This is a genomic window from Streptomyces sp. NPDC021225, assembly GCF_044332865.1.
GTDB lineage: Bacteria > Actinomycetota > Actinomycetes > Streptomycetales > Streptomycetaceae > Streptomyces.
In genome coordinates this window covers 49162-73976 of sequence record NZ_JBIRPV010000021.1, presented here as the reverse complement: position 1 = coordinate 73976, position 24815 = coordinate 49162, and the positions used below count along the sequence as shown (strand labels likewise).

Genomic DNA, 24815 nt, shown 5'->3' with positions numbered 1-24815 from the left:
CGCCGATTGGGTGCACCCCGCGCGAGCGGGGCACATTGGCGTGCCCGGAGTCGCCCCACGGGCCACGCCGGGATCGCTGCACCCCAAATCCGCTCGCACGCAACGGAGAGTACCCGAGGGCGGGCCCGACTCCGCCCTGTGACGAGTCACACCTAGGAAACAACCCGGTATCAACGCTCGGTCACCTCGAAGACCCTGGGGATTTCCCCAGCAATCACGACACCTGAACAATTCAGGCGTTTCCACGAAGTCGGGTCACAAACCTCATACACGGGGGCGCAACAGCCCGGCCGCGAGCCCCTCCTCGGCCTCGGCGGCCGTCTGCCACTGCCCGGCCCTGACCCAGGCCCGCTTGAGATGCAGATGCACATCGGCCTCCCAGGTGAAGCCCATCCCGCCGTGGACCTGGAGACAGTCCCGCGCGTTACGGACGGCGGCCTCGTCGGCCAGCAGCTTGGCGGCGGCCACATCATCCGCGTCTTCTGTGACGGCTGCGGCGTAAACCATGCTTCTGGCTGTTTCCGCGCGCACCAGCATCCCGGCGCACAGATGCTGTACGGCCTGGAAGGTGCCGATCGCCCGGCCGAACTGGAAGCGCTCCCCGGCGTGGCGTACGGCCATCTCGACCGTACGGGCCGCGCTGCCGAGCTGGAGGGCGGCGGTCAGCAGCACCGCCTCACGCCTGAGCCGGGCGGCCGCGGTCGGCGGCCCGCCCCCGGAACAGCCTCCCGGATCCAGGCGGTGCAGGCGGTCCAGGCGGTGCAGCGGCGTCGCCGGGTCCACGGACCGTATCGGCCGCGCGGAGCGCGCAAGTCCGGCCGCGGGCAGAACGCCGACGCGCCGGTCGCCCTCGTCGTCGCCGATCACCAACACGGCATCCGCCGACGCCAAGTGCTCGACCAGGGGCCCCGCCGCGCCAGGCTCAGCGCCCCGCGCCGCGTCCAGCGCCGTGACCACGGCCCGGCCCTCGGCCGCCCCCTCCACCACCGCGGCCGCCAGATGCGTGGCGACCAGCGGCCCCGGCAGCAGCGCCCGGCCCGCCTCCTCGAAGACCAGCGCCGCCTCCGGCAGGCTGAGCCCCACCCCGCCGTCCGCCTCCGCCAACCGCAGCGCGAAGAACCCGGCCCCGCCCAGCTCCCGCCACAGCGCCCGGTCCACCGCGGGCTCGCCGCCGTCCACCACCGCCCGCAGCCGCTCCCGCGGAAACCGCCCTTCCAGCAGCTCGCGGACGCCCGCCCGCAGCGCCCGCTGGTCGTCCGTGAGCCGGAAGTCCACGGCCGACTCACCGTCCCTTCGGCAGGCCGAGGATGCGCTCGGCGACGATGTTGTGCTGGATCTGGGAGGTGCCCGCCGCGATGGTGTACGAGAGCGACGACAGCCGGTCCGCCACCCACGCGTGCCCGGCGTCCAGCGCCCCGGCCCCCAGCACCTCGGCGGCCGCGTCGTAAAGCTCCTGCCGCACCTGCGAGTAGCGCAGCTTGAAGACGGAGCCGCCGGTCCCGGGCACCCCGCCGGTGCGCTGCGCCTCGCTCACGTTCCACTGGGTGAGCCGCCACAGCGCGGCGAACTCGGCCGCCAGCCGCCCCAGCCTGCGCCGCAGCACCGGGTCGTCCCACCGCCCGTTGGCCCTCGCTTCGCGCGCCAGGGCCTCCAGCACCCGGCGGCAGGCGACCACCTCCCCCACGAACGCCGTGCCGCGCTCGAAGGAGAGGGTCACCATCGTCACGCGCCAGCCGTCGTTCTCCGCCCCGATCCGGTTGGCGACCGGCACCCGCACCTCGTCCAGGAACACCTCGGCGAACTCCGCGGTCCCGGCGAGCGTGCGCAGCGGCCGCACGGTGACCCCCGGCGCGTCCATCGGCATCGCCAGCCAGGAGATCCCGCGATGTTTGGGCGCCTCGTCGCCGACAGGTGCGGTGCGGACCAGCAGCTCGCACCAGTCGGCGACCTCGGCGTGCGAGGTCCAGATCTTGCTGCCGGTAACGACATAGGAGTCACCGTCCCGCGCCGCCCTGGTGCGCAGCGAGGCCAGGTCGGATCCGGCCTCCGGCTCCGAGAAGCCCTGACACCAGACCTCGTCCCCGCGCAGGATCGGCGGCAGCCAGCGCGCCCGCTGCCCCGGGTCGCCCTCGGCGGCGATGGTGGGGCCCGCGTGCAGCAGCCCGACGAAATTGGCGCCCACATAGGGCGCTCCGGCCCGTTCGGTCTCCTCCAGGAAGATCAGATGCTGAGTCGGGGTCGCCCCCTGGCCGCCGGCGTCCTCGGGCCAGTGCAGCCCGGCGTAGCCCGCGTCGTACAGCATGCGCTGCCAGCCGCAGTCGTAGACGCGGCGGCCGGGCCAGTCGGCCGGGTCCGGCGGGTCCGGCAGCTTCGGCAGGACGTCCGCCAGCCAAGCGCGCAGCCGCCGCCGGAACTCCTCCTCCGGCTCCGTGTAGTCGAGGTCCATCCCCGTCCCCTCGCCGGGCAGATCTGACGCTTCGTCAGATAAATCACAAGGCTAGCCCCGCGGACTCTGGACCGACAAGGCGCCGGGCTCTACGCTTCCCGCACAATCTGACTAGCCGTCAGTTGGAGGTCCGTATGACCGACACCGCGCAGGCACTCGGCACATCGGCGACGCTGTGGGAGCTGGTCGAGCGGCGCGCCGCGCTCACCCCCGACGCCCCCGCGCTGCTCCAGGCCGCCGCCTCCGCCCGCGACGACCGGCGGATGACCTTCCGCGCGCTGCGCACCCGCGCGGAACGCACCGCGGCCGGGCTGTACGACATGGGCGTGCGCCCCGGCGACCGCGTCGCCTGGCAGCTGCCCACCCGCATCGAAACGGTCGTCCTGGCCCTCGCCCTGGCCCGGCTCGGCGCCGTACAGACCCCGCTCATCCCCTTCTACCGCGACCGGGAGGTCGGCTTCGCGCTGCGCGCCTCCGGCGCCCGCTTCCTCGCCGTCCCCGGTCACTGGCGCGGCTTCGACCACACCGCGATGGCCCACCGCCTCGCCGCGCGGCTGCCCGAACCACCCCGGGTCTTCGAGACGTACGACACCCTCCCCGAGGCCGACCCGCTCGCCGTGCCACTGCCCCCGCCGCCCGCCGACGGGACCGCCGTCCGCTGGATCTACTGGACCTCCGGCACCACCTCCGAGCCCAAGGGCGTGCTGCACACCGACCGCAGCCTCATCGCCGCCGGCGCCTGCCTGGCCCACGCGCTGCGGCTGCGCCCGGACGACATCGGCTCCATGGCCTTTCCGTACGCCCATGTGGCCGGGCCCGACTACACCGTGATGCTGCTGCTGTACGGCTTCCCTGCCGTGCTGTTCGAGCACTTCGCGCTGCCCGGCTCGCTCGCCGCCTACCGGCGGCACAAGGTCACGGTCGCGGGCGGCAGCACCGCCTTCTACTCGATGTTCCTGGCCGAACAGCGCAAGGACCCCGCCCACAAGCTCATCCCCACCCTGCGGCTGCTGGCCGGCGGCGGCGCCCCCAAACCGCCCGAGCTGTACCACGAGGTCGTCCGCGAGCTGGGCTGCCAGCTCACCCACGGCTACGGCATGACCGAAGTCCCGATGATCACCATGGGCGCGCCGGACGACACCCCGCACCACCTCGCGACCACCGAAGGACGGCCGCCCGCGGACATGGAGATCCGCATCGTGGACGGGGACGGAAAAACGCTGCCCATAGGGGCGGACGGTGAGGTGCGGCTGCGCGGCGAGGCCGTCTGCGCCGGATATCTGGACGAGGCCCAGACCCGTGAGGCGTTCGACGCCGACGGCTTCCTCATCACCGGAGACCTCGGGCACCTCACCGAGGAGGGACATCTCGTCCTCACCGGCCGCGCCAAGGACGTCATCATCCGCAAGGGCGAGAACATCTCCGCCAAAGAGGTCGAGCAACTGCTCTACCAGCACCCCGGGATCGGCGACGTGGCGGTGATCGGGCTGCCGGACGCGGTCCGCGGCGAGCTGGTGTGCGCGGTCGTCGAACAGCCCGCCGACGCGGAACCGCTCACCCTTGAGGGCGCGGTCTCGTATCTGCGTGCCCAAGGGCTGTCCCCGCACAAGCTGCCCGAGCGCCTCGAAGTGGTCGACGCGCTGCCGCGCAACGACACGCTCCGCAAGGTGCTCAAGTACAAGCTGCGGGAGCGGTTCGGCTAGAAGGCCGGCCAGGTGGCGGGGTCAGCCGGTCGTGGTGCTGTACGTCGCCGTCGCCTGCTCGTAGTAGCGGGCGACCTCGCGGCGCTCGTCGGCCGGGCCGATGACCAGGACGACGTGGTACCGGCCGTCGATGAGCATCACCAGGTTGCGCGCGTACACATCCCGGCCGCTGCTGTCCCGCCAGCTGAACTCCCCCTCGGCCATCGCCGTCTGCCCCACGTCGATCCGGCGCAGCCCGGAGGACGAGGACCAGGAGGAGGAGCGGAAGGCGGCCAGCTCGGGCTCCCTGTTCTGCTGGTACGCCATGGGGTCGGCGCCGAACTCGGACTCCCTGTCCCGCCCGGCCACCACCACCAGCTCGAAGTCGCCGCCGACATAGCGGATCTGGCCGCGGGGGTTCTCGCCGCGCCGGGTCCAGGTCTCGTACACCGCGACCTTGAAGCCCTTCGGGTCCTTGCGGACGGCGAAGCCCTTCGCAAGGCCCGCGGGCGGCGTCGACTGCGGCTGATCGTCCGGCGAGGAGGTGCCCGAACCGGCCCCGCCCCCCGCCCCGGCCGACTGGTCCGGGGACGGCTCCCGCGAGGCGCTGGGCACATCGCTCTGCGAGCCCGCCGTGCCCGTACGGCCCTGGCCGTTCTTCTCGTCGGCCTTCGGCATAAACATCATCGCGTAGAGCACCGCGGCCGCCAGAGCCAGCAGTATCAGCAAGAGCAGCACCCGCCCCAGCCTGCGCGGGCGGCGCTCACCGGCCTGCTTGCCCCGCTTGTGCCGCCCGTGCGCGGCCACCGGCGCGCCCGCCCGGCCCCTGCGCACCAGCCAGCCGCGGCGGCGCACGATCGGCAGCCGCCGGGGGTCGGACGCCCCGCCCGGCCCTGCCGACGGCACCGTGACCGTGCTGCTGCCCACGTCCGGCTCCGGCGCCGAGCGGATCAGGGACCGCAGCCAGCCGCGCAGCTCCTCGAAGTCCGGGCGCTCGGTGGGGTCCTGGCGCAGCAGCGACTCCACGACCGGGCGCAGCGGGCCGCACTCCTCCGCGTACGCGGGCGCCTCGGAGCACACCAGCTGCACCAGCTCGGCGGCGCTCTCCTCCGGGTACGGGGCGTGTCCCTGTACGGCGCGGAAGAGCAGCACACCGACCGCCCACAGGTCGGCGGCCGGGCCGACAGGGGGCGCCAGCCGCCAGTTCTCGTGCACCGGAACCGCCTGTTCGGGGGCCCACCGCTCGGTGACGGCCCCGACCACGACGATCCGCGCCTGCCGCGCCCGCTCGACGGCCAGCGCGCTCGCGGGACCGCGCCGCGCCCCGTGAGCACCCGCCGCCTCGTCGTCCCATGAGCCCACGCCGCCCCCCGCGGGCCCCGCCGGCCTGGCGTGAGGGGGGTTGAGGTCGGGGTTGGCAGACCTGTTCGGGGCCTGGTCGCCCGTAGGGGCGGCGGGTCGGCCCGGGTCGATATACAGCGCCCGGGTCGGGTGCGGCCTCCGCTCGACCTGCCCGCTCGGGCCGGCATGCGGCGCCAGGGCCCCGTGCGAGTTCCGTTCGGCGTACGGGTCCTGGGCCGTCGCGCTGCCCGGGGCCGAGCCGTTGGCATCGGTCGCGGGGCGCGGGGCGCCTTCCGCGCGCTCAGCGGCGGGGCCGCTCGCGCCGTCGGGCGCGCCGGGGTGGGCGCCACGGGGCGCGGGGCCCTCGACGTGCGCCCGGGCGGCGGCACGGGCGCCCGCCGTGTAGGCGGCGATCGCGCCGGCCCGCACGGCGCGCCCGGCGGCGCCGCCCTGCGGGTCGCCGCCCGCCGGGGCGGATGGACCGCCGCCGAGGGCCGGTTCGCCCGGCCGCGCTCCCGGCACAACCGGCCCCGCACCATGCGTGCTGTTCGGGCTGTCCGGGCCGTTCGGCCCGTCCGTTCGCCCGTCTTCGACGCGCTCGGCGGGCCGCCACTCCGAGCCGGGGGGCAGCGGCAACCCGGAGCCCGCGGGGGGCTGTTCGAGCGCGCCGCGCGGCCCGGGAAACTCCGTACCCGAAGCGCTCGGCGCAACCGTCACGCCCCGCACACCCGGATCGCGCGGCCCCGGGAAGCCTCCCGCCGCGCCCTGGTCGCGGTACAGCGGCGGCGCCTGGCGGGCGGCGGGCTCGTCGACGGCCGGGCCCCCTGCCTCACCGCCGTCGGCGTCGGCCGCCTCGACCGAGGTCGCGTCGGCCGAGGCCGCATCGGTCGGCGGCCGGGGCACCGGGTCGTAGCCGCACAGGGCCTCCTCCGCGGCGCCCGCCGCCAGCCCGGTGAGCATGGCGCGCCCGTCGTCGCAGACCAGGACGGTCCGGGCGGTGATGTTGCGGTGGATCCAGCCGTCGGCGTGCAGGGCGCGCAGCGCGGTGAGGATGTCATGGGCGAGCTCGGCGGCCCGGTACGGGGACAGCGTCCGCTCCGCGAGCAGCGCGGCCAGCGGGCGGCCCGCGACCAGTTCGCTGACGATCCACAGGCTCCCGGCCTCCGCGAAGACATGGAAGACCTGGTCGAGCCGGGGGTGGTCGGGCACCTGCGCGGCGGCCGTCGCGGCCTCGATGGCGCGGCGCACCGCCGGGTCGGCGACGCCGCCGCGGGCGCCGCGGCCCATGCCGGTCGCGCCGTGTGCGCGCCCCGGGGCCCCCGCGTACGCGTAGTGCTCGTCGGCGCCGACGACCTCCGCGTCGACGGTCTCCGGCAGCGGTATCTGCCTGAGGTGGACTTCCTGTCCGCTGTAGGTGTCGAAGGCGCGGGTCTCGACGAGTTCGTACTCATCGGCGGGCGGCAGGGGCAGGCGATAGCGGTCGGCGAGAACCCGACCCGCGTATTCGTCCACGAAGCCTCCCCGAGCGCGCGATCCACACCCTCATCCGCACCGCGCGAAACCGTCAATCAGGGGCGTTTTGCCCGTCGTTGCCGCTGCGCACGGTCCACGGCCTCTCACGATACGTGCCGGGGGCGCCCCATGCCGACCGGAGTGTTCAGTCCGTGATGTCGAAGGTGTCGAACGCGGTCTCGCGGAGCGTCTTGCACTCCTTCTCGTCCCACTTGCTCTTCTCGCAAGTGATCATTATGGCGAAGCCATGGCTGCTGTCCGCCCTGAAGCCGCGGTTGAGCACCCGGACCCGCTTCCCGCTCTGGTCGCGCTCGAACTGCCAGTCGGCGACCGTGGGGTAGCCGTGCCAGCTGACCGACTCGATGCCGATCAGCTTGTAGCGGGGGGTGGTCCTGCTCACGTTGGGCTCGCTCTTGCGCCACTCCGCCGCAGCGTCCGCCTTCGGGGAGTCGGTGAAGTCGACCTGGATCCGCGGGATGTCGGATCCTCCGTAGTAGATACGGCTGCCGGGGTACTTCCCCGAGTGGACCTGCCATCCCTTGGGCATCGCCATGGTGAACGGGAAGTCGGAGCTCTTGACCGTCTCGTATCCGTCCGGCGCCGAGCCCTTGCCGCCGCCCCCGTCGCCGTCCTTGCCCTTGCCCTTGCCCTTGTTGCCGTCCTCGTCGTCGTCCGAGCCGCCGGACCCGCCCTTGGTGTCGTCGTCCGTGGGCTTCCCCGTGGACGGCTGTGCGTCCGGGGACTGGCTGGACGACTTGTCGGACTGGTTGCCGGCGCTCTTCTCGTCCTTGGTGTCGCCGCCGTCCGCGCCGGCCGAAGCCGTCGTACGGTCACCTGACTTGCCCTGGGAGTCGCTGCCGTCGTCGCTCAGCACGATGGCGAGCACCGTGCCGACGATCGCGAGCACCACGACCACCGCGATGATCACCAGCGTGCGCCTGGACACCACGTCCGTCAGCGGGGCGCGGGGCGGCTGCGGGGCGGGCGGGACCTCGGAACCGCCGGCGGCCGCCGGCTTGGCCTTCGCGGCCTTCGCGGCCTTGGCGGGCTTCGCGGTCTTCGCGGGCTTGCCGTCCGCGGACGTGGACTTCTTCGCGGTGGACGCGGCGGAGTCCCCCGCGTCACCCGATCCGGCGGCGGCCGAGGCCGCCGAGGCCTTCCGCACGGAGCGCAGCGCGCCCCGCACCCGCTCCGAGGCGGCGTCGGACGCCGGGGCGTCCTCGGGCGGGGCGGGCGGCAGGGACATGGTGCGGGTGGCATTGGCGGCCGCGGCCTTCGACCGCCCCTCGTCGGGGGCGTCCAGCGCCTGGTTCAGCAGCGCCCGCGCGCCCTCGTCGTCGAGCCGCCGCTCGGGGTCCTTGTTGAGCAGGCCGTAGATGACCTCCTCCAGCACGCCCGCGTTCTTCGGCGGGTCGACGGGCTCGGTCATCACGGCGGTGAGCGTCGCGATGGCGGTGGCCTTGTCGTACGGAGGCACTCCCTCCACCGACGCGTACAGCAGGCCGCCCAGCGACCACAGGTCGGCCGGCGGCCCGGGCTTGTGGCCGCGGGCGCGCTCGGGCGAGATGTAGGAGGGCGCGCCCACGAGCATGCCGGTCGAGGTGACCGAGGGGTCGCCCTCGACCTGCGCGATGCCGAAGTCGGTGAGCACGACGCGGCCGTCGTCGGCGATGAGGACGTTGGAGGGCTTCACATCGCGGTGCAGGATGCCCGCCTGGTGCGCGGCGCGCAGCACATCGAGGACGGCGAGCCCCACCTCGGCGGCGCGGCGGGGGGTGAGCGCGCCGTCGTCCCGGACGACGTCCGCGAGCGAGCGGCCCTCGATCAGCTCCATGACGATCCAGGGGCGGTCGTCCTCGTCGACCACGTCGTAGACCGTGACGGCGCCGTTGCTGCGGATGCGGGCGATCGCCTTCGCCTCGCGCAGCGTCCGGGTGATGAGCCGTCGCTTCTCGTCCTCGTCGACACTCGACGGGAAGCGCAGTTCCTTGACCGCGACGGTACGGCCCAACGTTTCGTCACTCGCCCGCCAGACCGTGCCCATCCCGCCCTGGCCCAGCACTTCCCCGAGCCGGTACCGCCCGGCGAGGAGGCGTCCGGTCGAGCCCTGCGTCCGCTCCGCCTCCGACATGCGTCCCCTCTGCAAATCAACCCGCCCTGAACCCACCCTGGAAGAGCCCCCATTGTCTCTCATCCGCGGACCAACGGAAGTCCGGGGTCGGGGGCCCGGCGTGGTGGCCGTGGCCACACCTGCGAACATCTGGGGGTTCGCAGCCGATGAAAACCCGATGAAAGGGTTCTCGACATGCCGATCCGCGCCCCGGAGCGGACCAGACGGGGCCGCACGCGGGCCGCGGCGCTCGCGCTGGCCGCGGTCCTGTCCGCCGCCGTCCCCGGCTGCGGCGGACCGGGCCCGGCGGACCGCGGCGCGGCCCGCACCCTCGGCGCCGGTGCCGACACCGGCCCCGGCACCGGCGCCGCGGCGACCCGGCAGGCCGACGGGCGGCATACGGAGGCCGCCCTGCGCGCGGCCGTACGGCGGCTGGCGGCCGAGGGCAGTGCCCCGGGCGCCGCCGCGCTGGCCCGGGACGGCGACGGGACCCGCTTCGCGTCGGCCGGGCTCGCGGATCTGCGCACCGGGCGGCGCATCCATCGGAACGACCGCTTCCGTGCGGGCAGCATCACCAAGACCTTGATCGCCACGGTCGTCCTCCAACTGGCCGACGAGCGGAGGCTCGGCCTGGACGACACGGTCGAGGAGCATCTTCCCGGACTGGTGCGGGGCCGGGGCAACGACGGCCGGAAGATCACGCTCCGGCAGCTCCTCACCCACACCAGCGGCCTGTTCGACTTCGCCGCCGACCAGCGCGTGGCCCGCCGGCTGTCCCGCCCGCCGACCGCCGCCCCGCTGACGCCCCGGCAGCTCGTACGCACCGCCGTCGCCCACCGCCCGCGGTTCGCCCCGGGCGCCGCGTGGCACTACTCCAACACCAACTACGTCCTGCTGGGCCTGGTCGTCCAGCGCGTCACCGGCCGCCCCTACGCCGCCGAGACCGAGCGCCGCGTGCTCGGCCCCCTCGGCCTGCGCGGCACGTCCTTCCCGGGCGCCCGCGGCACCCTCCCCACCCCGCACGGCCGCGGCTACGCCCCCATCACCGGCACCGGCACCGGCACCCCGCGCGACGTCACCGTCCTCGACCCGTCCGCGGCGGGCGCCGCGGGCGAGGCGATCTCCACCCTCGACGACCTGGCCCGCTTCTTCGGCGCGCTGCTGCGCGGCGGCCTGCTGCCGCCCGCGGCGCTGCGGCGGATGCGCGACACGACCGCCTCCGACGGGCGGTACGGCATGGGCCTGTTCCCCGTACGGCTGTCCTGCGGCGTGACGCTGTGGGGCCACAACGGCCAGATCAACGGTTCATACGCCCAGGTCGTCGCCACGCCCGACGGCCGCCGTGTGCTGGCCTACCGCCTCAACACCGAGGCGCGCCCGGCCGCCGCGGCGGAGCGGGCCCTCCTCAAGGCCGAGTTCTGCCGGACGTGACGCCTCACACTGCCTGAGCCTCGGAGCGTGGCTCAGAGCGGGACGATGTCCGGCGCCCCCAGCCGGGCCGCGTCCGCCGTCAGGTCGTCCGGCTGACGCTGCGACTCGCGCTCCGCCTCGACCCGCTTCTCGTAGTGCCGGACCTCCTTGTCGATCTGCTCCTGCCCCCAGCCCAGCACCGGCGCCATCAGCTCGGCGGCCTCCCGGGCGCAGCGCGTGCCCCGGTCGAAGGTCTCGATCGAGATCCGGGTGCGCCGGGTCAGGACGTCGTCCAGGTGACGGGCGCCCTCGTGGGACACGGCGTAGACGACCTCGGCGCGCAGATAGTCGTCGGCGCCGGCCAGCGGTTCGCTCAGGGAGGGGTCCTCGGCGATCAGCTCCAGGACCTCCCCGGTGAGCGAGCCGTAGCGGTTCAGCAGGTGCTCGACGCGGGCCACATGCAGCCCGGCGCGCCGGGCGATGCGCACCCGCCCGTTCCACAGCGCCTGGTAGCCCACGGCGCCCGCCAGCGGCACATCCTCGGTGACGCAGGGGCCGACCCGCTGGTCGAGCCCGTGCACCGCCTCGTCCACCGCGTCCTTGGCCATGACCCGGTACGTGGTGTACTTGCCGCCCGCGACCACCACCAGGCCCGGCGCCACATGCGCGACCGTGTGCTCGCGCGAGAGCTTGCTGGTCGCGTCCGACTCGCCGGCCAGCAGCGGGCGCAGCCCGGCGTACACGCCCTCGACGTCGTCGCGGGTGAGCGGCACCGCCAGCACCTCGTTGACATGCTGCAGCAGATAGTCGATGTCGGCGCTGGAGGCGGCCGGATGGGCCTTGTCCAGGCCCCAGTCGGTGTCGGTGGTGCCGATGATCCAGTGCCTCCCCCACGGGATCACGAACAGCACGCTCTTCTCGGTGCGCAGGATCAGCCCGGTCGTGGAGTGGATCCGGTCCTTGGGCACGACCAGGTGGATACCCTTGGACGCGCGTACGTGGAACTGCCCCCGCTCCCCGATCAGCGCCTGTGTCTCGTCCGTCCACACCCCGGTGGCGTTCACCACCTGGCGGGCGCGGACCTCGAAATCCGCGCCTTCCCTCCCGAAGGGTGCTTCCACATCGTGCACCCTGACACCGACAACGCGCTCTCCCTCCCGCAGGATGCCCACCACCCGCGCCCGGTTGGCGACATGGGCGCCGTACGAGGCGGCGGTGCGCACCAGCGTGGTGACGAAGCGGGCGTCGTCCATCTGGGCGTCGTAGTACTGCAACGCCCCGACCAGGGCGTCCTTCCGCAGGCAGGGCGCGACCCGCAGGGCCCGCCGCCGGGTCAGATGGCGGTGCGCCGGCAGCCCGCGGCCATGCCCGGAGGAGAGCGACATGCCGTCGTACAGCGCCACGCCGCTGCCCGCGTACAGCCGCTCCCAGACGTGGTGCTTGAGCGGATACAGAAACGGCACCGGCTTGACCAGGTGCGGGGCGAGCCGCTGAAGCAGCAGACCGCGCTCCTTCAGCGCCTCCCGTACGAGGGCGAAGTCCAGCATCTCCAGATAGCGCAGGCCCCCGTGGATCAGCTTGCTGGACCGGCTGGAGGTGCCGGCCGCCCAGTCCCGCGCCTCGACCAGGCCGGTCTCCAGGCCCCGGGTGACCGCGTCCAGGGCGGTGCCGGCCCCGACCACCCCGCCGCCCACCACCAGCACGTCCAGCTCCTGGTCCGCCATCCGGGCCAGCGCCTCGCCGCGCTCGGCCGGCCCCAGTGTCGGTGTCCTCACGGCTGCCTCCCGTGGTGATCGAGACGGTGATCGAGACGGTGATCGAGATCACAACGTTCGTGAACGATTTTCCTGGGTTTCCTCCCGGGGCGCCATGCCGGTACGGGGCCCACTCCGGGTCTCCATGGCCGCGACACCCCGTCGGCCGCAACACCCCGCATCAATACTGAATACGAGTCATATTTCCGCTTAGTCTGTATTCACGCAATTTCGCGCCATCCGAAAATCGCCTCGGGAAGGACGGCACGAAGTCATGCCCGCAGATCTCGCCGTCATCGGACTCGGTCACCTCGGCATCCCCCTCGTCCAGGCCGCCACCGCCGCCGGCGTCCGCACCCTCGGCTACGATCCCGACCCCCGCGCCGCCGCCGACCTGCGCGCGGGCCGGCTGCCCTCCGGAGCCTGGAACGGCGCCCTGTCGGCCGCCGAGCTGCGCCGGATGACCGCCGGGGGCTTCCGGACCACCAGCGACCCCGCCGAGCTCGGCCGGGTGCACACCGCCGTGATCTGCGCCCCGACCCCGCTGGGCACGGACCGGACGGCCACCCTGTCGGCCGTCGGCGAGGCCGCCCGCGCGCTGGCCGCGCAGCTGCGCCCGCACACCACCGTCGTGCTCGAATCCGCCGTGTACCCCGGCACCACCGAGGAATACCTGCGGCCGATCCTGGAGGACGGGTCCGGGCTGCGGGCCGGGCGCGACTTCCACCTCGCCTACTCCCCCGGCCGCCTCGACCCCGGCAACCGCACCCACGGCTACGCCAACACCCCCAAGGTCATCGGCGGGCTCACCCCCGCCTGCACGGAGGCGGCTGCCGCGTTCTACAGCCGCCTCACCGAGAAGGTCGTACGCGCCCGCGGCCCGCGCGAGGCCGAGACCGTCAAGCTCCTGGAGACCAACTACCGGCACGTCAACATCGCCCTGGTCAACGAGATGGCGGTGTTCTGCCAGGACCTCGGCGTAGACCTGTGGGACGTGATCCGCTGTGCCGAGACCAAGCCGTTCGGCTTCCAGGCCTTCCGGCCGGGGCCGGGCGTCGGCGGCCACGGGGTGCCGATCGCCGCGGACCTCCCGCCGTACCCCGGGCGCGCCCCCGGCCGCCCCCTGGCCATGGTGGAGCTGGCACAGCAGGTCAACGGGCGCATGCCGGGCTATGTCACCCGGCGCTGCGCGGCCCTGCTCAACGAGCACGGGAAGTCGGCGCGCGGCGCCCGCGTCCTGCTGCTCGGGGTGAGCTACAAGCCCGACGTGGGCGACCAGGAGGGCTCGCCCGCCCGTGAGATCGCCTCACGGCTGATGGAGCTGGGCGCCGAGGTCAGCTTCCACGATCCGTTCGTGGCGCGCTGGCGGGTGCTCGGCCGGCCGGTGCCGCGCGCGGACGCGCTGTACGAGGCGGTGGCCGACGCCGATCTTACCGTGCTGCTTCAGCACCACCGCAGCTACGACCTCCAGGGCCTGGCCGTGAAGGCGCAGCTGCTGCTGGACACGCGCGGCGCGAGCCCGGCGGGCGCGGCGTACCGGCTCTGAGCCAACCCGCCCACAACCGCTGAGCCGGTCGGCCCGCCCCCCGGGACCGCTCTGAGCCGTCGCGCCCGCGGCTGCTCTGAGCCGTCGCGCCCGCAAACCCCGTCACCCCCGTGCGCCCGGTGGCTCACCACCCCGCCCCCGCGCGCGGCGCAGCCGTACCGCCGCGGCCAGCACCATCAGCCCCACCCCACCCACCACGAACGCGACCGCCCCCGAGGGCACCGAACGGACCTCGGCCATGAAGGTGATCGGCCGGCCCCAGGGCCTGCCGTCGGAGCTGGTGTAGAGCCGGGCGGTGAGCCGTACCGGCCCGTTGGCGTGGGCTCGCACCCGGACCCGCACCGTACGGCTGACCGCCCGCGACGCCCGGACCCCGACCGCCCGGTCCACCGTGTCCAGCCGCTCCGGGCGGCTGGAGACCACCCGCAGCTCCACGCCGGTGAGGTCCTGCTGGAGCCCGTTGTCGACCGTGACCGGGATGATCGCGGACTGCCCGGCGACCGTCACCGTCGTCTTGGGCACCAGCCGGACCGAGTCGATCGAGGCGGACAGATAGCGGCTCACCCCGCGCCGGTACGAGCGCGCCCCCGCCGGGTCCCCGCGCCAGCTCATGGAGACCGCGCGCGCCATCGCGGCATGCGCGGCGGCGGTCGTGCGCCCCGGATCGGACAGCACCTTGGAGAGGGCGCGCAGCCGCTCCAGGTCCCGGGCGACCGCCCCCAGCGAGCGGGCGGGCAGCTCGGAGGCGCGCAGCGCCACCGGGTAGCTCGTGGGCTCCCGCAGCTGCCCCGGCTCCGGGTCGTGCACCGCCACCTCCAGCCGGGACGGCTCCAGCCAGCCCGCGTCCCGCCCCTCCGACACCGCCTCGGCCAGCGCCCGCACCGCCCCGGCCGACATCCGCCGCGGGGGAACGACCACCAGGGCGCGCGGGGCGTACGGCAGCTCCCGCACGGCCGTCAGGCTCTCCGCGAGCAGTCGCTGCCGCAGCCCCAGCCGGAGCGGCGCGCCGGCCGCGGCTGCTTGCGGAGCGCCTTGCCGGTTCCGCGCCAGCAGCGAGGCGATGGTCGAGTCGTACGTCAGGGCGGTCAGCCGCTCGCCGAGGGCGACCGCGCGGTCGTCCGTGGCGCCCGCGGTGACCAGCGCGCCGGAGGAGCGGCGCAGCCCGGCGACGGTGCTGCCGGTGGCCAGCACCGTGCCCAGGCCCAGCCGCTCCGCGTACCCGGCGATCCCGCCGTCCACCGCGCCGCCCGCCGGCCAGGCCACATCGGCGCGGGAGTCGGTGGACAGCTCCCGGTCCACCACCTGCTTGCCCGCCCGGGAAGCCCGGCGCAGCAGCCCCGCCAGCGCGTCGCCGCCGCGGCCGCCGCGCGCGAGGGAGGCCAGGTCGGGGTCCGCGTACGGCAGCGCGACGACGTCCTGCCCGCGCACCGCCCCCTTGAGCGCGGCCAGCCAGCCCGCCGCCGCCCGGCCGCCCCTGCCCTCGGTGGTGTGCCGGGGATCGGTGGAGCCGGGCGTGCGGGCCACCCGGTAGCCGTCCACCATCGCCCGTGCCTGCGCCACCAGGTCCGGGTCCACCACCCAGGTCACCGGCAGCCGCCCGCCCGTCTCGACCAGTTGGCGGAGCCGCCCGCCCTCGGCGAACTCGGCGGCCAGCGCGTCGTCGCGGAACACCGGCCGCACCCTGCCCGGGGTGCGCAGGGTCAGCGCCTCCATGCGCGGGGTGCCGGTGACGGGCCACAGGACGGTGGTGCGCAGCGGCTCGAACGCCGTGCCGTCCGGGTAGCCGGGCAGAAAGGTGCGGGCCAGCCCGAGGACCGGCCCGTCCTCGCGGGCCACGTCCACCGTCAGCCCGTACGCCCCCGCGCCGACCGGCCCCAGCTCGGGCACCGGCACCCGCAGCCGGAAGTCGTGGGTGGCGCCGGGGGCGAGGGAGGGGAGCCGTTGGGCGCGGCCGGGGATCTCCTCGCCGTCCGCGCGGGTGAGGGCGGTGCGCCCGGCCGCGACGGCGAGGCCGCTGCGCGTGCCGAGCGCCTCCCGTCCGACGCGCACCGCCACCCGGGCGCCGCTGATGCGGCGGCGCGAGTCGTTGACCACGGTGCCGCCGAGCGTGAGCACGTCGTCCCGGCGCCGCAGCACGGCAGGGCTCAGGGACTCCAGCCGGACGGTCACGGCATCCGAACTCCGGTGGCCGTGACCGCGACCGGGCGGGGCGGCGCGCGGGTACCCGTACGACGACGCGGCGGCCGCCGCGGCGGGCTCCACCGACACCACCGGCAGGACCAGCGTGACCAGGACCGCGCTCAGGGCCACGACCGCCGCGGCGATCGCTCGCGCACATGTCCCGTCGCGTGCCACTACCGCCACCTCGACGTCGGTTCGTACCGCGCCCGTGAACGGACGCGGTGTCACCACACCACCACGGGCGGGCCCGTACCGCACCCGGGAGACCCCCACCCGGACCGCCCGGGCGCGGTGGCGCCGTCAGACCCGCGCGGTGGCCAGCCTTGCGGGCCGGGCGTCGAGCACCGTCCGCAGCGACGCGAAGTCCTCGACGCACCGGCCGGTGCCCAGGGCCACACAGTCCAGCGGGTCGTCGGCCACCAGCACCGGGATGTCCAGCTCGCTGCTGAGTCGGGCGTCGAGGCCGCGCAGCAGCGCCCCGCCCCCGGTCAGCACGATGCCCCGGTCCATGATGTCGCCCGCCAGCTCCGGCGGGGTCTCGTCCAGCGTGGCCCGCACCGCCGCGATGATGCTGTCCACCGGCTCGGCAAGCGCGTGCCGCACCTCGTCCGCCGTCAGCTCCAGCACCTTCGGCAACCCGGTGACCTGGTCCCGGCCCCGGATGGTGCAGCGGTCCGGCGGCAGCAGCGTCTGCGTCCGCTCCGGGTCGTCGCCCTTGTCGAGCGAAAGGCCCTCGCCGCCCCGAGCGGCCGACACCACCTCCACGTTGCGCTCAGCAAGCCGGGTTGAGGTCCCGACACCGGGCGCGGACCAGGCGCCGCCCGGGGCGGCGGAGCCGATGCTCACCTTGATCTCCTCGGCGGTCCGCTCCCCGATCGCCAAGGCGTACCGCTTCTTCACATGGGCGGTGAGCGCGGCGTCCATCGCGTCACCCGCCATCCGCACCGAGCGGGCGGTGACGATCCCGCCCAGCGAGACCACGGCCACCTCCGTCGTGCCGCCGCCGATGTCGACCACCATGGAGCCGGTCGGCTCACTCACCGGCAGCCCCGCGCCGATCGCCGCCGCCATCGGCTCCTCGATCAGATGCACTTGGCGCGCCCCGGCCTGCGAGGCGGCCTCCATGACGGCGCGCCGCTCGACACCCGTGATGCCGGAGGGCACACACACCACGACACGGGGACGGGCGAGCCGGCGGCTGCCGGTGACCTTCTTGATGAAGTGCCGCAGCATCCGCTCGGCGATCTCGAAGTCGGCGATGACGCCGTCCCGCAGCGGGCGGACGGCGACGATGTTGGAGGGGGTACGCCCTATGGTCTCCTTCGCCTCGGAGCCGACCGCGAGCACACTGCCGTCCGTCGTGCTGACCGCGACGACCGACGGCTCATTGAGTACAACCCCCCTGCCCCGTACGTACACCAGGGTGTTCGCCGTGCCGAGGTCGATGCCCACATCGCGTCCTGCGAACGTCTTGTTCTGCGCCATAAGTTGACATTATTGCTTATGCCGGATTCCTGGCGGCACTGATGTCAGTCGCACCCCTGTACTGGCCGACCACTGCTACCTTTTCGATCATGATCCCCAGGTCGCGACGGGAGCCGAGAGTTATCTGACAACCCGACAGGTCACAGAATGACGGGTATCAAATCCACATAAGGGCGGACAGGTTGTCTCCGTCCGGTCCCAGCCGTGTCACGGACGACAGACACGACTTGTCTGATTGTCATGCCCGGCTGTTACTTTTATGGCTCGAACTCTTCGTTCGCGCTCCCATCAGCACAAATCCCCGGAGCGCGGACTATCACCTTCATCCCCGGGGGATCTCCATGAGCCAGAACTGGCAGCAGCCTCAGCAGCCGCAGCCGCCCCAGCAGCCCGGTGGTTACGGCTACCCGGCCCAGCCGCCGCAGCCGCAGTACGGCGGCCCGCAGCAGCAGCCGCAGTTCGCGGGTGGCTTCCCGCCGCCGGCGCCGCCGGTCGGCCGCCAGGGCAACCCGGCCCTCGCCATCCTGGCCGCTGTTGTCGCCGCGGCCGTCGGCGGTCTGCTCTACGCCTTCCTGCTGAGCGCCATGGCCGACACCGACGGCGCGGAGCCGAAGGTCACCCAGTTCGCCTATGCGGGTGTCGCGGTCGGCGCGCTGGTCGGTTTCGTCATCGCCAAGCTGGGCGGCCGCAACCCGGCGCTGTGGGTGGTCGGCGCGGTTCTGGCACTGGCGGCGGTGTTCTTCGGCGAGCTGTACGGCTACGCGATGGTCGCGGCCGACTACGTCAGCAACTACGCCGACAAGGCGGGCGCCCCGAGCACCGTCGATCTCCCGACGGCGAACGACTTCTTCTTCGACCAGTTCGGTGACCTCTTCGACGGCTGGAAGAAGGACTCCGGCTTCCTGACCTACCTCTTCATCGCGCTGTCCCCGGTCGCGGCGGTCTCCACCGCCTACCGCCTCGGCAACCGCTGACGCCGGTAACGCACCAAACGGGTTGGGCCCCGACCGCATCGCGGTCGGGGCCCAACCCGTTTGTGCTGCGCGCTCAGCGCTTGTCGTGCTGCGACGGAGCGACCGTCACCTCGACCCGCTGGAACTCCTTGAGCTCCGAGTAGCCCGTGGTGGCCATCGCCCGGCGCAGCGCGCCGAAGAAGTTCATCGAGCCGTCGGGGGTGTGCGAGGGGCCCAGCAGGATCTCCTCCGTGGTGCCCACCGTGCCCAGGTTCATCCGCTTGCCGCGCGGCACCTCGTCGTGCACGGCCTCCATGCCCCAGTGGTGGCCCCGGCCCGGCGCGTCCGTGGCCCGCGCCAGCGGCGAGCCCACCATCACCGCGTCCGCACCGCAGGCGATGGCCTTGGGCAGATCGCCGCTCCAGCCGACGCCGCCATCGGCGATCACATGCACATAGCGGCCGCCGGACTCGTCCATGTAGTCCCGGCGGGCGGCGGCGACATCGGCGACGGCCGTCGCCATCGGCACCTGGATGCCCAGCACATTGCGCGTGGTGTGCGCGGCGCCGCCGCCGAACCCGACCAGCACACCGGCCGCGCCCGTCCGCATCAGGTGCAGCGCGGCGGTGTAGGTGGCACAGCCGCCCACGATGACCGGGACGTCCAGCTCATAGATGAACTGCTTCAGATTCAGCGGCTCGGCGGCGCCGGAGACATGCTCGGCCGAGACCGTGGTGCCCCGGATCACGAAGATGTCGACCCCGGCGTCCACCACGGCCTTGGAGAACTGCGCGGTGCGCTGCGGGGAGAGCGCGGCGGCCGTCACCACGCCCGAGTCGCGCACCTCCTTCAGCCGCTGCCCGATCAGCTCTTCCTTGATCGGTGCGGCGTAGATCTCCTGCATGCGCCGGGTCGCGGCGTCCTCGTCCAGCTCGGCGATCTCCGCGAGCAGCGGCTCGGGGTCCTCGTACCGGGTCCACAGCCCCTCGAGGTTGAGCACCCCCAGACCGCCGAGCTCGCCGATGCGGATCGCGGTCTTCGGCGAGACCACCGAGTCCATCGGGGCGGCGAGGAACGGCAGCTCGAACCGGTAAGCGTCGATCTGCCAGGCAATCGAGACCTCCTTCGGGTCCCGGGTACGACGACTCGGCACAACGGCGATGTCGTCGAACGCATACGCCCTGCGGCCGCGCTTGCCGCGCCCGATCTCGATCTCAGTCACGTGGGTGCCTTTCGCTCTTCAGGTCTGCCGTCCCAGTATCCCTGCCCCCTGCGCCGCCCCTTCGTACGGGCTGACGACTTCGTACGGGCTAACGACGAGCGGAGTAGTTCGGAGCCTCGGTCGTCATCTGGATGTCGTGCGGGTGGCTCTCCTTGAGTCCGGCCGCCGTGATCCGCACAAAGCGGCCCTTCTCCTTGAGCTCCGGCACATTCGCCGAGCCGACATACCCCATCGACGCCCGCAGACCGCCCACGAGCTGGTGGGCGACCGAGGCCAGCGGGCCGCGGTAGGGCACCTGACCCTCGATGCCCTCGGGCACCAGCTTGTCCTCGGAGAGGACGTTGTCCTGGAAGTACCGGTCCTTGGAGTACGAACGGGCCTGGCCACGCGACTGCATCGCGGCCAGCGAACCCATGCCCCGGTAGGACTTGAACTGCTTGCCGTTGATGAACACCATCTCGCCCGGCGACTCCTCGCACCCGGCCAGCAGGCTGCCCAGCATGACCGTGTCCGCGCCCGCCGCGATCGCCTTCGCGATGTCGCCGGAGTACTGGAGACCGCCGTCGCCGATCAGCGGCACCCCGGCCGCATGGCACGCCCGCGCGGCCTCGTAGATCGCCGTCACCTGCGGCACACCGATGCCCGCGACCACCCGGGTGGTACAGATCGAGCCCGGGCCGACGCCGACCTTGACCCCGTCCACACCCGCGTCGATCAGCGCCTGGGCGCCGTCACGCGTGGCGACATTGCCGCCCACCACATCGACCGTGATGTTGGACTTCAGCTTGGCGATCATGTCGAGGATGCCCCGGCTGTGGCCGTGCGCGCTGTCGACCACGAGGAAGTCCACCCCGGCCTCGACCAGCGCCTGCGCCCGCTCGTACGACTCGTCGCCGACACCGACCGCCGCGCCGACGATCAGCCGGCCGTCGGCGTCCTTGGCCGCGTGGGGGTACTTCTCGGCCTTCACGAAGTCCTTGACGGTGATCAGGCCCTTGAGCACGCCCGCGTCGTCGACCAGCGGCAGCTTCTCGATCTTGTGGCGACGCAGCAGCTGCATCGCGTCCTCGCCGGAGATCCCGACCTTGCCGGTGACCAGCGGCATCGGGGTCATGACCTCGCGGACCTGACGGCCCCGGTCCGTCTCGAAGGCCATGTCGCGGTTGGTGACGATGCCCAGCAGCTTGCCCGCCGCGTCCGTCACCGGGACGCCGCTGATCCGGAACTTCCCGCACAGGGCGTCCGCCTCGGCCAGCGTCGCGTCCGGCCGGACCGTGATCGGGTCGGTCACCATGCCGGACTCGGACCGCTTGACCAGGTCGACCTGGTTGGCCTGGTCCTCGATCGACAGATTGCGGTGCAGCACGCCGACGCCGCCCTGGCGGGCCATGGCGATGGCCATGCGGGACTCGGTGACCTTGTCCATGGCCGCGGACAGCAGCGGCACATTGACCCGGACGTTCCGAGAGACCCTGGACGAGGTGTCGACCGCGTTCGGCAGCACCTCGGAGGCGCCCGGCAGCAGCAGCACATCGTCGTACGTCAGCCCGAGCATCGCGAATTTCTCAGGCACTCCGTCGACGTTGACAGTCATGACACCCTTCCAATGGTCTTGCCCCAGCGCGGACTCCCATGCTAACGGGCTCGACAGGTGTCCCATTCCTCCCTGTGGAAAACCCCCGCGGCCTGCCGAAACCACCATTGACACGGCCACTGACACGGCCGTTCGTACGGCCGCGCGGGGCTACTGCTCGGCGAGCGCGCGCAGCCTGCTCAGGGCCCGGTGCTGGGCCACCCGCACCGCGCCCGGCGACATCCCGAGCATCTGCCCGGTCTCCTCCGCCGTCAGCCCGACCGCGACCCGCAGCAGCACCAGCTCGCGCTGGTTCTCCGGGAGATTCGCCAGCAGCTTCTTGGCCCACTCGGCGTCACTGCTCAGCAGCGCCTGCTCCTCCGGCCCGAGCGAGTCGTCCGGCTGCTCCGGCATCTCGTCCGAGGGCACGGCCGTGCTGCCCGGGTGGCGCATGGCGGCGCGCTGTAGATCGGCGACCTTGTGCGCGGCGATGGCCACGACGAACGCCTCGAAGGGCCTGCCGGTGTCGCGGTAGCGCGGCAGCGCGCACAGCACCGCGAGACAGACCTCCTGCGCCAGGTCGTCCACGAAATGGCGCGCGTCCCCCGGCAGCCGCGACAAACGCGTGCGGCAATAGCGAAGGGCGAGCGGGTGCACATGGGCGAGCAGATCGTGGGTGGCCCTCTCGTCCCCCTCGGCGGCGCGCCGGACAAGGGCTCCGATGGCCCCCTGGGTCCCTGGGCCGCCGGCCTTCGGGGACCCCTGGGTCTCGTCGTCGCGCATCCGTCCATGGTGCCTTGACGCCGTGGCTTCCGTAGCACCGCGTCCGTAGTTGTGCGCTGAAGCGTTATGAGCAGGTGCGCCGGCTGTCGTCACGTCCTGCGCTCTCCCCTCACGCCCGACCGACATGTCCCCGAGGAACTCCACACCTTCAAGGATGCGGCATCGCCCGGCAAAGCGACACAAGCTGCTGCCGCAGCGGGGACATAAGCCTTCCCCAGCTACCGCTGGGCGGTGACCCCGGCCGCCGCGACCTCGGCGGGATATCGGCTGTCCTCAACCCCGCCCGTCACCCGACGGGCGGGGACAGTCCGCCCCCGCTGTGCGCGCACCTCGGCTCGGCCCGGTGAATGATCCGGCTCTAGCGGACCAGGCCCCACCGGAAGCCGAGCGCCACCGCGTGTGCCCGGTCCGAGGCGCCGAGTTTCTTGAACAGTCGCCGCGCGTGCGTCTTGACGGTGTCCTCCGACAGGAACAGCTCACGGCCGATCTCCGCGTTGGACCGGCCGTGGCTCATGCCCTCCAGGACCTGGATCTCACGGGCGGTGAGCGTGGGTGCCGCGCCCATCTCCGCAGAGCGCAGCCTGCGCGGCGCCAGCCGCCAGGTCGGGTCGGCCAGCGCCTGGGTCACGGTGGCGCGCAGCTCGGCGCGCGAGGCGTCCTTGTGCAGATAGCCACGGGCGCCGGCGGCCACGGCCAGCGCGACGCCGTCCAGGTCCTCGGCGACCGTGAGCATGATGATCCGGGCGCCGGGGTCGGCCGAGAGCAGCCGCCGCACGGTCTCGACACCACCGAGGCCGGGCATCCGCACGTCCATCAGAATCAGATCCGAGCGGTCGGCCCCCCAGCGGCGGAGGACTTCCTCGCCGTTGGCCGCCGTCGTCACACGCTCGACGCCGGGCACGGTCGCCACCGCGCGGCGCAGCGCCTCTCGGGCAAGCGGGGAGTCGTCGCAGACGAGGACGGATGTCATGACCGCCCTCCGCAGCTGATGCGCGTCACCTTGAGCCTCCAGGCTGGTACATATCGTCACCTGTGCGATTGACGACCTCGGACGCCCGTCCGAGAGCTTTACCCATCAACCGCCTCCGCACTCTCAACGACGGTCACCCGAAAGAGTTACGGGGTCCGGCGGCCACCTTCGACACTCTACGTGAGGGAACGGACACAGAGCTGCTTCATCGCGGCCGCCGCGCCCCGCCCCGAGTTCTGCCCTCTTCGATGGCATTTGGCGACCTTGCTTCCAATTTGCCTGTCTCTGTGGCTAGATTCGCAATGAGTCATATTTACATCTACTTACACAGTAGGTGTACGACCCAGGACACAGCGTCCGCACCAGATCGCTTCGAGGAGATAAGGCAATGGCAGATTTCTCCCGTCTTCCCGGTCCGAACGCCGACCTGTGGGACTGGCAGCTCCTCGCCGCGTGTCGCGGGGTCGACAGCTCGCTCTTCTTCCATCCGGAGGGCGAGCGCGGTGCTGCCCGCAGCGCACGCGAGTTGTCAGCCAAAGAGGTGTGCATGCGATGCCCCGTGCGCGCGGAGTGCGCGGCGCACGCGCTGGCGGTTCGTGAGCCGTACGGCGTGTGGGGCGGACTGACCGAGGACGAACGCGAGGAGCTCATGGGGCGGGCACGCCACCGGGCCGTCGCCACTTCCGGCGCCGGGGCTCCCGGCGCCTGATCGCGCCCGCGATCACCACAGACTGAAGAAACGTATCGCCACCGACCGCGAGCCCCGCGAGCCCCTCTTTCGCAGCTCGGCGTCTCCCCGGCCGTCGCTGCGGGACGCCTTCAGCGGTGCGTCACGGCCGCGTCTCGCGCCGCGCCGCGGACTCCAGCCGGTCCAGCGTCGCCGCCACCGCCGGGACCCGTGCGAGGTCCGGCAGCGTGAGCGCGACGACCTCCCGCCGCACCGCCGGCTCCACCTCCACCCTCGCGGTCCCCTTGGCCCGTACGGACTCCATCGCCAGCTCCGGCAGCACCGCCACCCCGAGCCCGGCCGCCACCAGCCCGATCACCGCCGGATAGTCGTCCGTGGCGAAGTCGATCCGCGGTGTGAAGCCCGCCGCCTCGCACACGTCCACCAGATGCCTGCGACAGCGCGGGCACCCCGCGATCCACGGCTCCTCGGCCAGCTCCCCGATGCCCACCGCCCCGGCCCCCGCCAGCCGGTGCCCCTCGGGCACCACGCCCACCAGCCGGTCCCTCAGCAGCGGCCGTACGACCAGGTCGTCCTTGCCCCACGGGCCCTCGGCCGGGGCAATCAGCTCCTCCGCGTCCGCCACCGCCGGTTCGACCTCCGGGTAACGGAAGGCCACGGCGATCTCGACATCGCCGGCGCGCAGCAGCTCCACCGAGCGCGGCGGCTCGGCCTCCACCAGCGAGACCCGGGTCCCCGGGTAGGCCCGGCGCATCTCGGCGAGCGCGGTCGGCACCAGTGTCGAGCTGCCGCTGGGGAAGGACGCCAGCCGCACCCGGCCGGCCCGCAGCCCGGCGATCGCCGCGACCTCCTCCTCGGCGGCGGTCAGCCCGGCCAGGATCCCCGCCGCGTGCCGCACCAGCGCCTCGCCGGCCTGCGTCAGCCGCATCTCCCGGCCCGTACGGACCAGCAGCGGGGTGCCCGAGGACTGTTCGAGGGCCTTCATCTGCTGGCTGACGGCGGGCTGGGTGCAGCCCAGTTCGCGGGCGGCCGCGGAGAAGGAGCCCGTGGTTGCCACGGCGCGCAGCACCCTCAGGTGACGAGCCTCGATCATTCTTCGAGCATAAGCGACCCTTGGGTATGGTCCGCGATATCACGTCGACGCTTTGAATCGCCGTCC

At 73.2% G+C, this 24815-nt stretch carries 17 protein-coding genes; 5 read left to right on the top strand and 12 right to left on the bottom strand.

Annotation, left to right across the window (positions count from 1 at the left end):
• Window positions 1-264: 264 nt before the first annotated feature.
• Window positions 265-1275, bottom strand: coding sequence for an acyl-CoA dehydrogenase family protein (locus ACH4S9_RS45645; protein ID WP_398377482.1), 1011 nt, complete (start codon window positions 1273-1275; stop codon window positions 265-267).
• Between the two features lie 7 nt (window positions 1276-1282).
• A complete protein-coding gene (locus tag ACH4S9_RS45640) occupies window positions 1283-2446 on the bottom strand; it encodes an acyl-CoA dehydrogenase family protein (protein ID WP_311726733.1) in 1164 nt (387 codons plus the stop codon).
• A 134-nt stretch (window positions 2447-2580) separates the two neighbouring features.
• Here ACH4S9_RS45640 and ACH4S9_RS45635 point away from each other — a divergent pair, with 134 nt between their 5' ends.
• The gene (locus ACH4S9_RS45635; RefSeq protein ID WP_398377480.1) at window positions 2581-4149 is read left to right on the top strand and encodes a class I adenylate-forming enzyme family protein; all 1569 of its coding nucleotides are present in this window, start codon (window positions 2581-2583) and stop codon (window positions 4147-4149) included.
• Between the two features lie 21 nt (window positions 4150-4170).
• Here ACH4S9_RS45635 and ACH4S9_RS45630 read toward each other — a convergent pair whose 3' ends face one another.
• Together ACH4S9_RS45630 and ACH4S9_RS45625 are read right to left on the bottom strand one after the other, a co-directional pair.
• Window positions 4171-6981 (bottom strand): protein kinase, encoded by a 2811-nt coding sequence (locus ACH4S9_RS45630; RefSeq protein WP_398377478.1) that lies wholly within the window; start codon window positions 6979-6981, stop codon window positions 4171-4173.
• A 145-nt stretch (window positions 6982-7126) separates the two neighbouring features.
• A complete protein-coding gene (locus ACH4S9_RS45625) occupies window positions 7127-9112 on the bottom strand; it encodes a protein kinase (protein WP_398377477.1) in 1986 nt (661 codons plus the stop codon).
• A 174-nt stretch (window positions 9113-9286) separates the two neighbouring features.
• Between ACH4S9_RS45625 and ACH4S9_RS45620 the strand changes: the two genes are divergently transcribed.
• Complete coding sequence (locus ACH4S9_RS45620; protein ID WP_398377475.1) at window positions 9287-10522, top strand: serine hydrolase domain-containing protein; 1236 nt, start codon at window positions 9287-9289, stop codon at window positions 10520-10522.
• Between the two features lie 32 nt (window positions 10523-10554).
• On the opposite strand, the gene ACH4S9_RS45615 is transcribed toward ACH4S9_RS45620, so the two are convergent.
• Window positions 10555-12276: a glycerol-3-phosphate dehydrogenase/oxidase gene (locus ACH4S9_RS45615; RefSeq protein WP_398377473.1), complete on the bottom strand. Its 1722-nt coding sequence runs from the start codon at window positions 12274-12276 to the stop codon at window positions 10555-10557.
• A 253-nt stretch (window positions 12277-12529) separates the two neighbouring features.
• On the opposite strand from ACH4S9_RS45615, the gene ACH4S9_RS45610 reads away from it, so the two are divergent.
• Complete coding sequence (locus tag ACH4S9_RS45610) at window positions 12530-13801, top strand: nucleotide sugar dehydrogenase (protein WP_311726727.1); 1272 nt, start codon at window positions 12530-12532, stop codon at window positions 13799-13801.
• A 102-nt stretch (window positions 13802-13903) separates the two neighbouring features.
• On the opposite strand, the gene ACH4S9_RS45605 is transcribed toward ACH4S9_RS45610, so the two are convergent.
• Window positions 13904-16156 carry a DUF6049 family protein gene (locus ACH4S9_RS45605; RefSeq protein ID WP_398377471.1) on the bottom strand — a complete coding sequence of 751 codons (2253 nt, stop codon included), beginning with the start codon at window positions 16154-16156 and terminating at the stop codon, window positions 13904-13906.
• Between the two features lie 126 nt (window positions 16157-16282).
• Window positions 16283-17467 (bottom strand): rod shape-determining protein, encoded by a 1185-nt coding sequence (locus tag ACH4S9_RS45600; RefSeq protein ID WP_385348114.1) that lies wholly within the window; start codon window positions 17465-17467, stop codon window positions 16283-16285.
• A gap of 341 nt (window positions 17468-17808) precedes the next feature.
• Here ACH4S9_RS45600 and ACH4S9_RS45595 point away from each other — a divergent pair, with 341 nt between their 5' ends.
• A complete protein-coding gene (locus ACH4S9_RS45595; RefSeq protein WP_398377469.1) occupies window positions 17809-18441 on the top strand; it encodes a hypothetical protein in 633 nt (210 codons plus the stop codon).
• 73 nt (window positions 18442-18514) lie between these two features.
• Here the strand turns inward: ACH4S9_RS45595 and ACH4S9_RS45590 are convergent, their stop codons facing one another.
• From ACH4S9_RS45590 to ACH4S9_RS45575, 4 genes are all read right to left on the bottom strand, one after another.
• Entirely contained in the window at window positions 18515-19642 is a 1128-nt protein-coding gene (locus tag ACH4S9_RS45590) for a GuaB3 family IMP dehydrogenase-related protein (RefSeq protein WP_311726723.1), read from the bottom strand.
• A gap of 88 nt (window positions 19643-19730) precedes the next feature.
• On the bottom strand, window positions 19731-21236 hold the full coding sequence (gene guaB, locus ACH4S9_RS45585; RefSeq protein ID WP_311726722.1) for an IMP dehydrogenase: 1506 nt from the start codon (window positions 21234-21236) through the stop codon (window positions 19731-19733).
• Window positions 21237-21386: 150 nt separating this feature from the next.
• Complete coding sequence (locus ACH4S9_RS45580) at window positions 21387-21998, bottom strand: sigma-70 family RNA polymerase sigma factor (RefSeq protein WP_065963126.1); 612 nt, start codon at window positions 21996-21998, stop codon at window positions 21387-21389.
• A gap of 358 nt (window positions 21999-22356) precedes the next feature.
• On the bottom strand, window positions 22357-22968 hold the full coding sequence (locus tag ACH4S9_RS45575; RefSeq protein WP_003948568.1) for a response regulator transcription factor: 612 nt from the start codon (window positions 22966-22968) through the stop codon (window positions 22357-22359).
• 388 nt (window positions 22969-23356) lie between these two features.
• Between ACH4S9_RS45575 and ACH4S9_RS45570 the strand changes: the two genes are divergently transcribed.
• On the top strand, window positions 23357-23677 hold the full coding sequence (locus ACH4S9_RS45570) for a WhiB family transcriptional regulator (protein WP_311726721.1): 321 nt from the start codon (window positions 23357-23359) through the stop codon (window positions 23675-23677).
• A 121-nt stretch (window positions 23678-23798) separates the two neighbouring features.
• On the opposite strand, the gene ACH4S9_RS45565 is transcribed toward ACH4S9_RS45570, so the two are convergent.
• Window positions 23799-24749, bottom strand: coding sequence for a LysR family transcriptional regulator (locus tag ACH4S9_RS45565; protein ID WP_361190187.1), 951 nt, complete (start codon window positions 24747-24749; stop codon window positions 23799-23801).
• Between the last annotated feature and the right edge of the window lie 66 nt (window positions 24750-24815).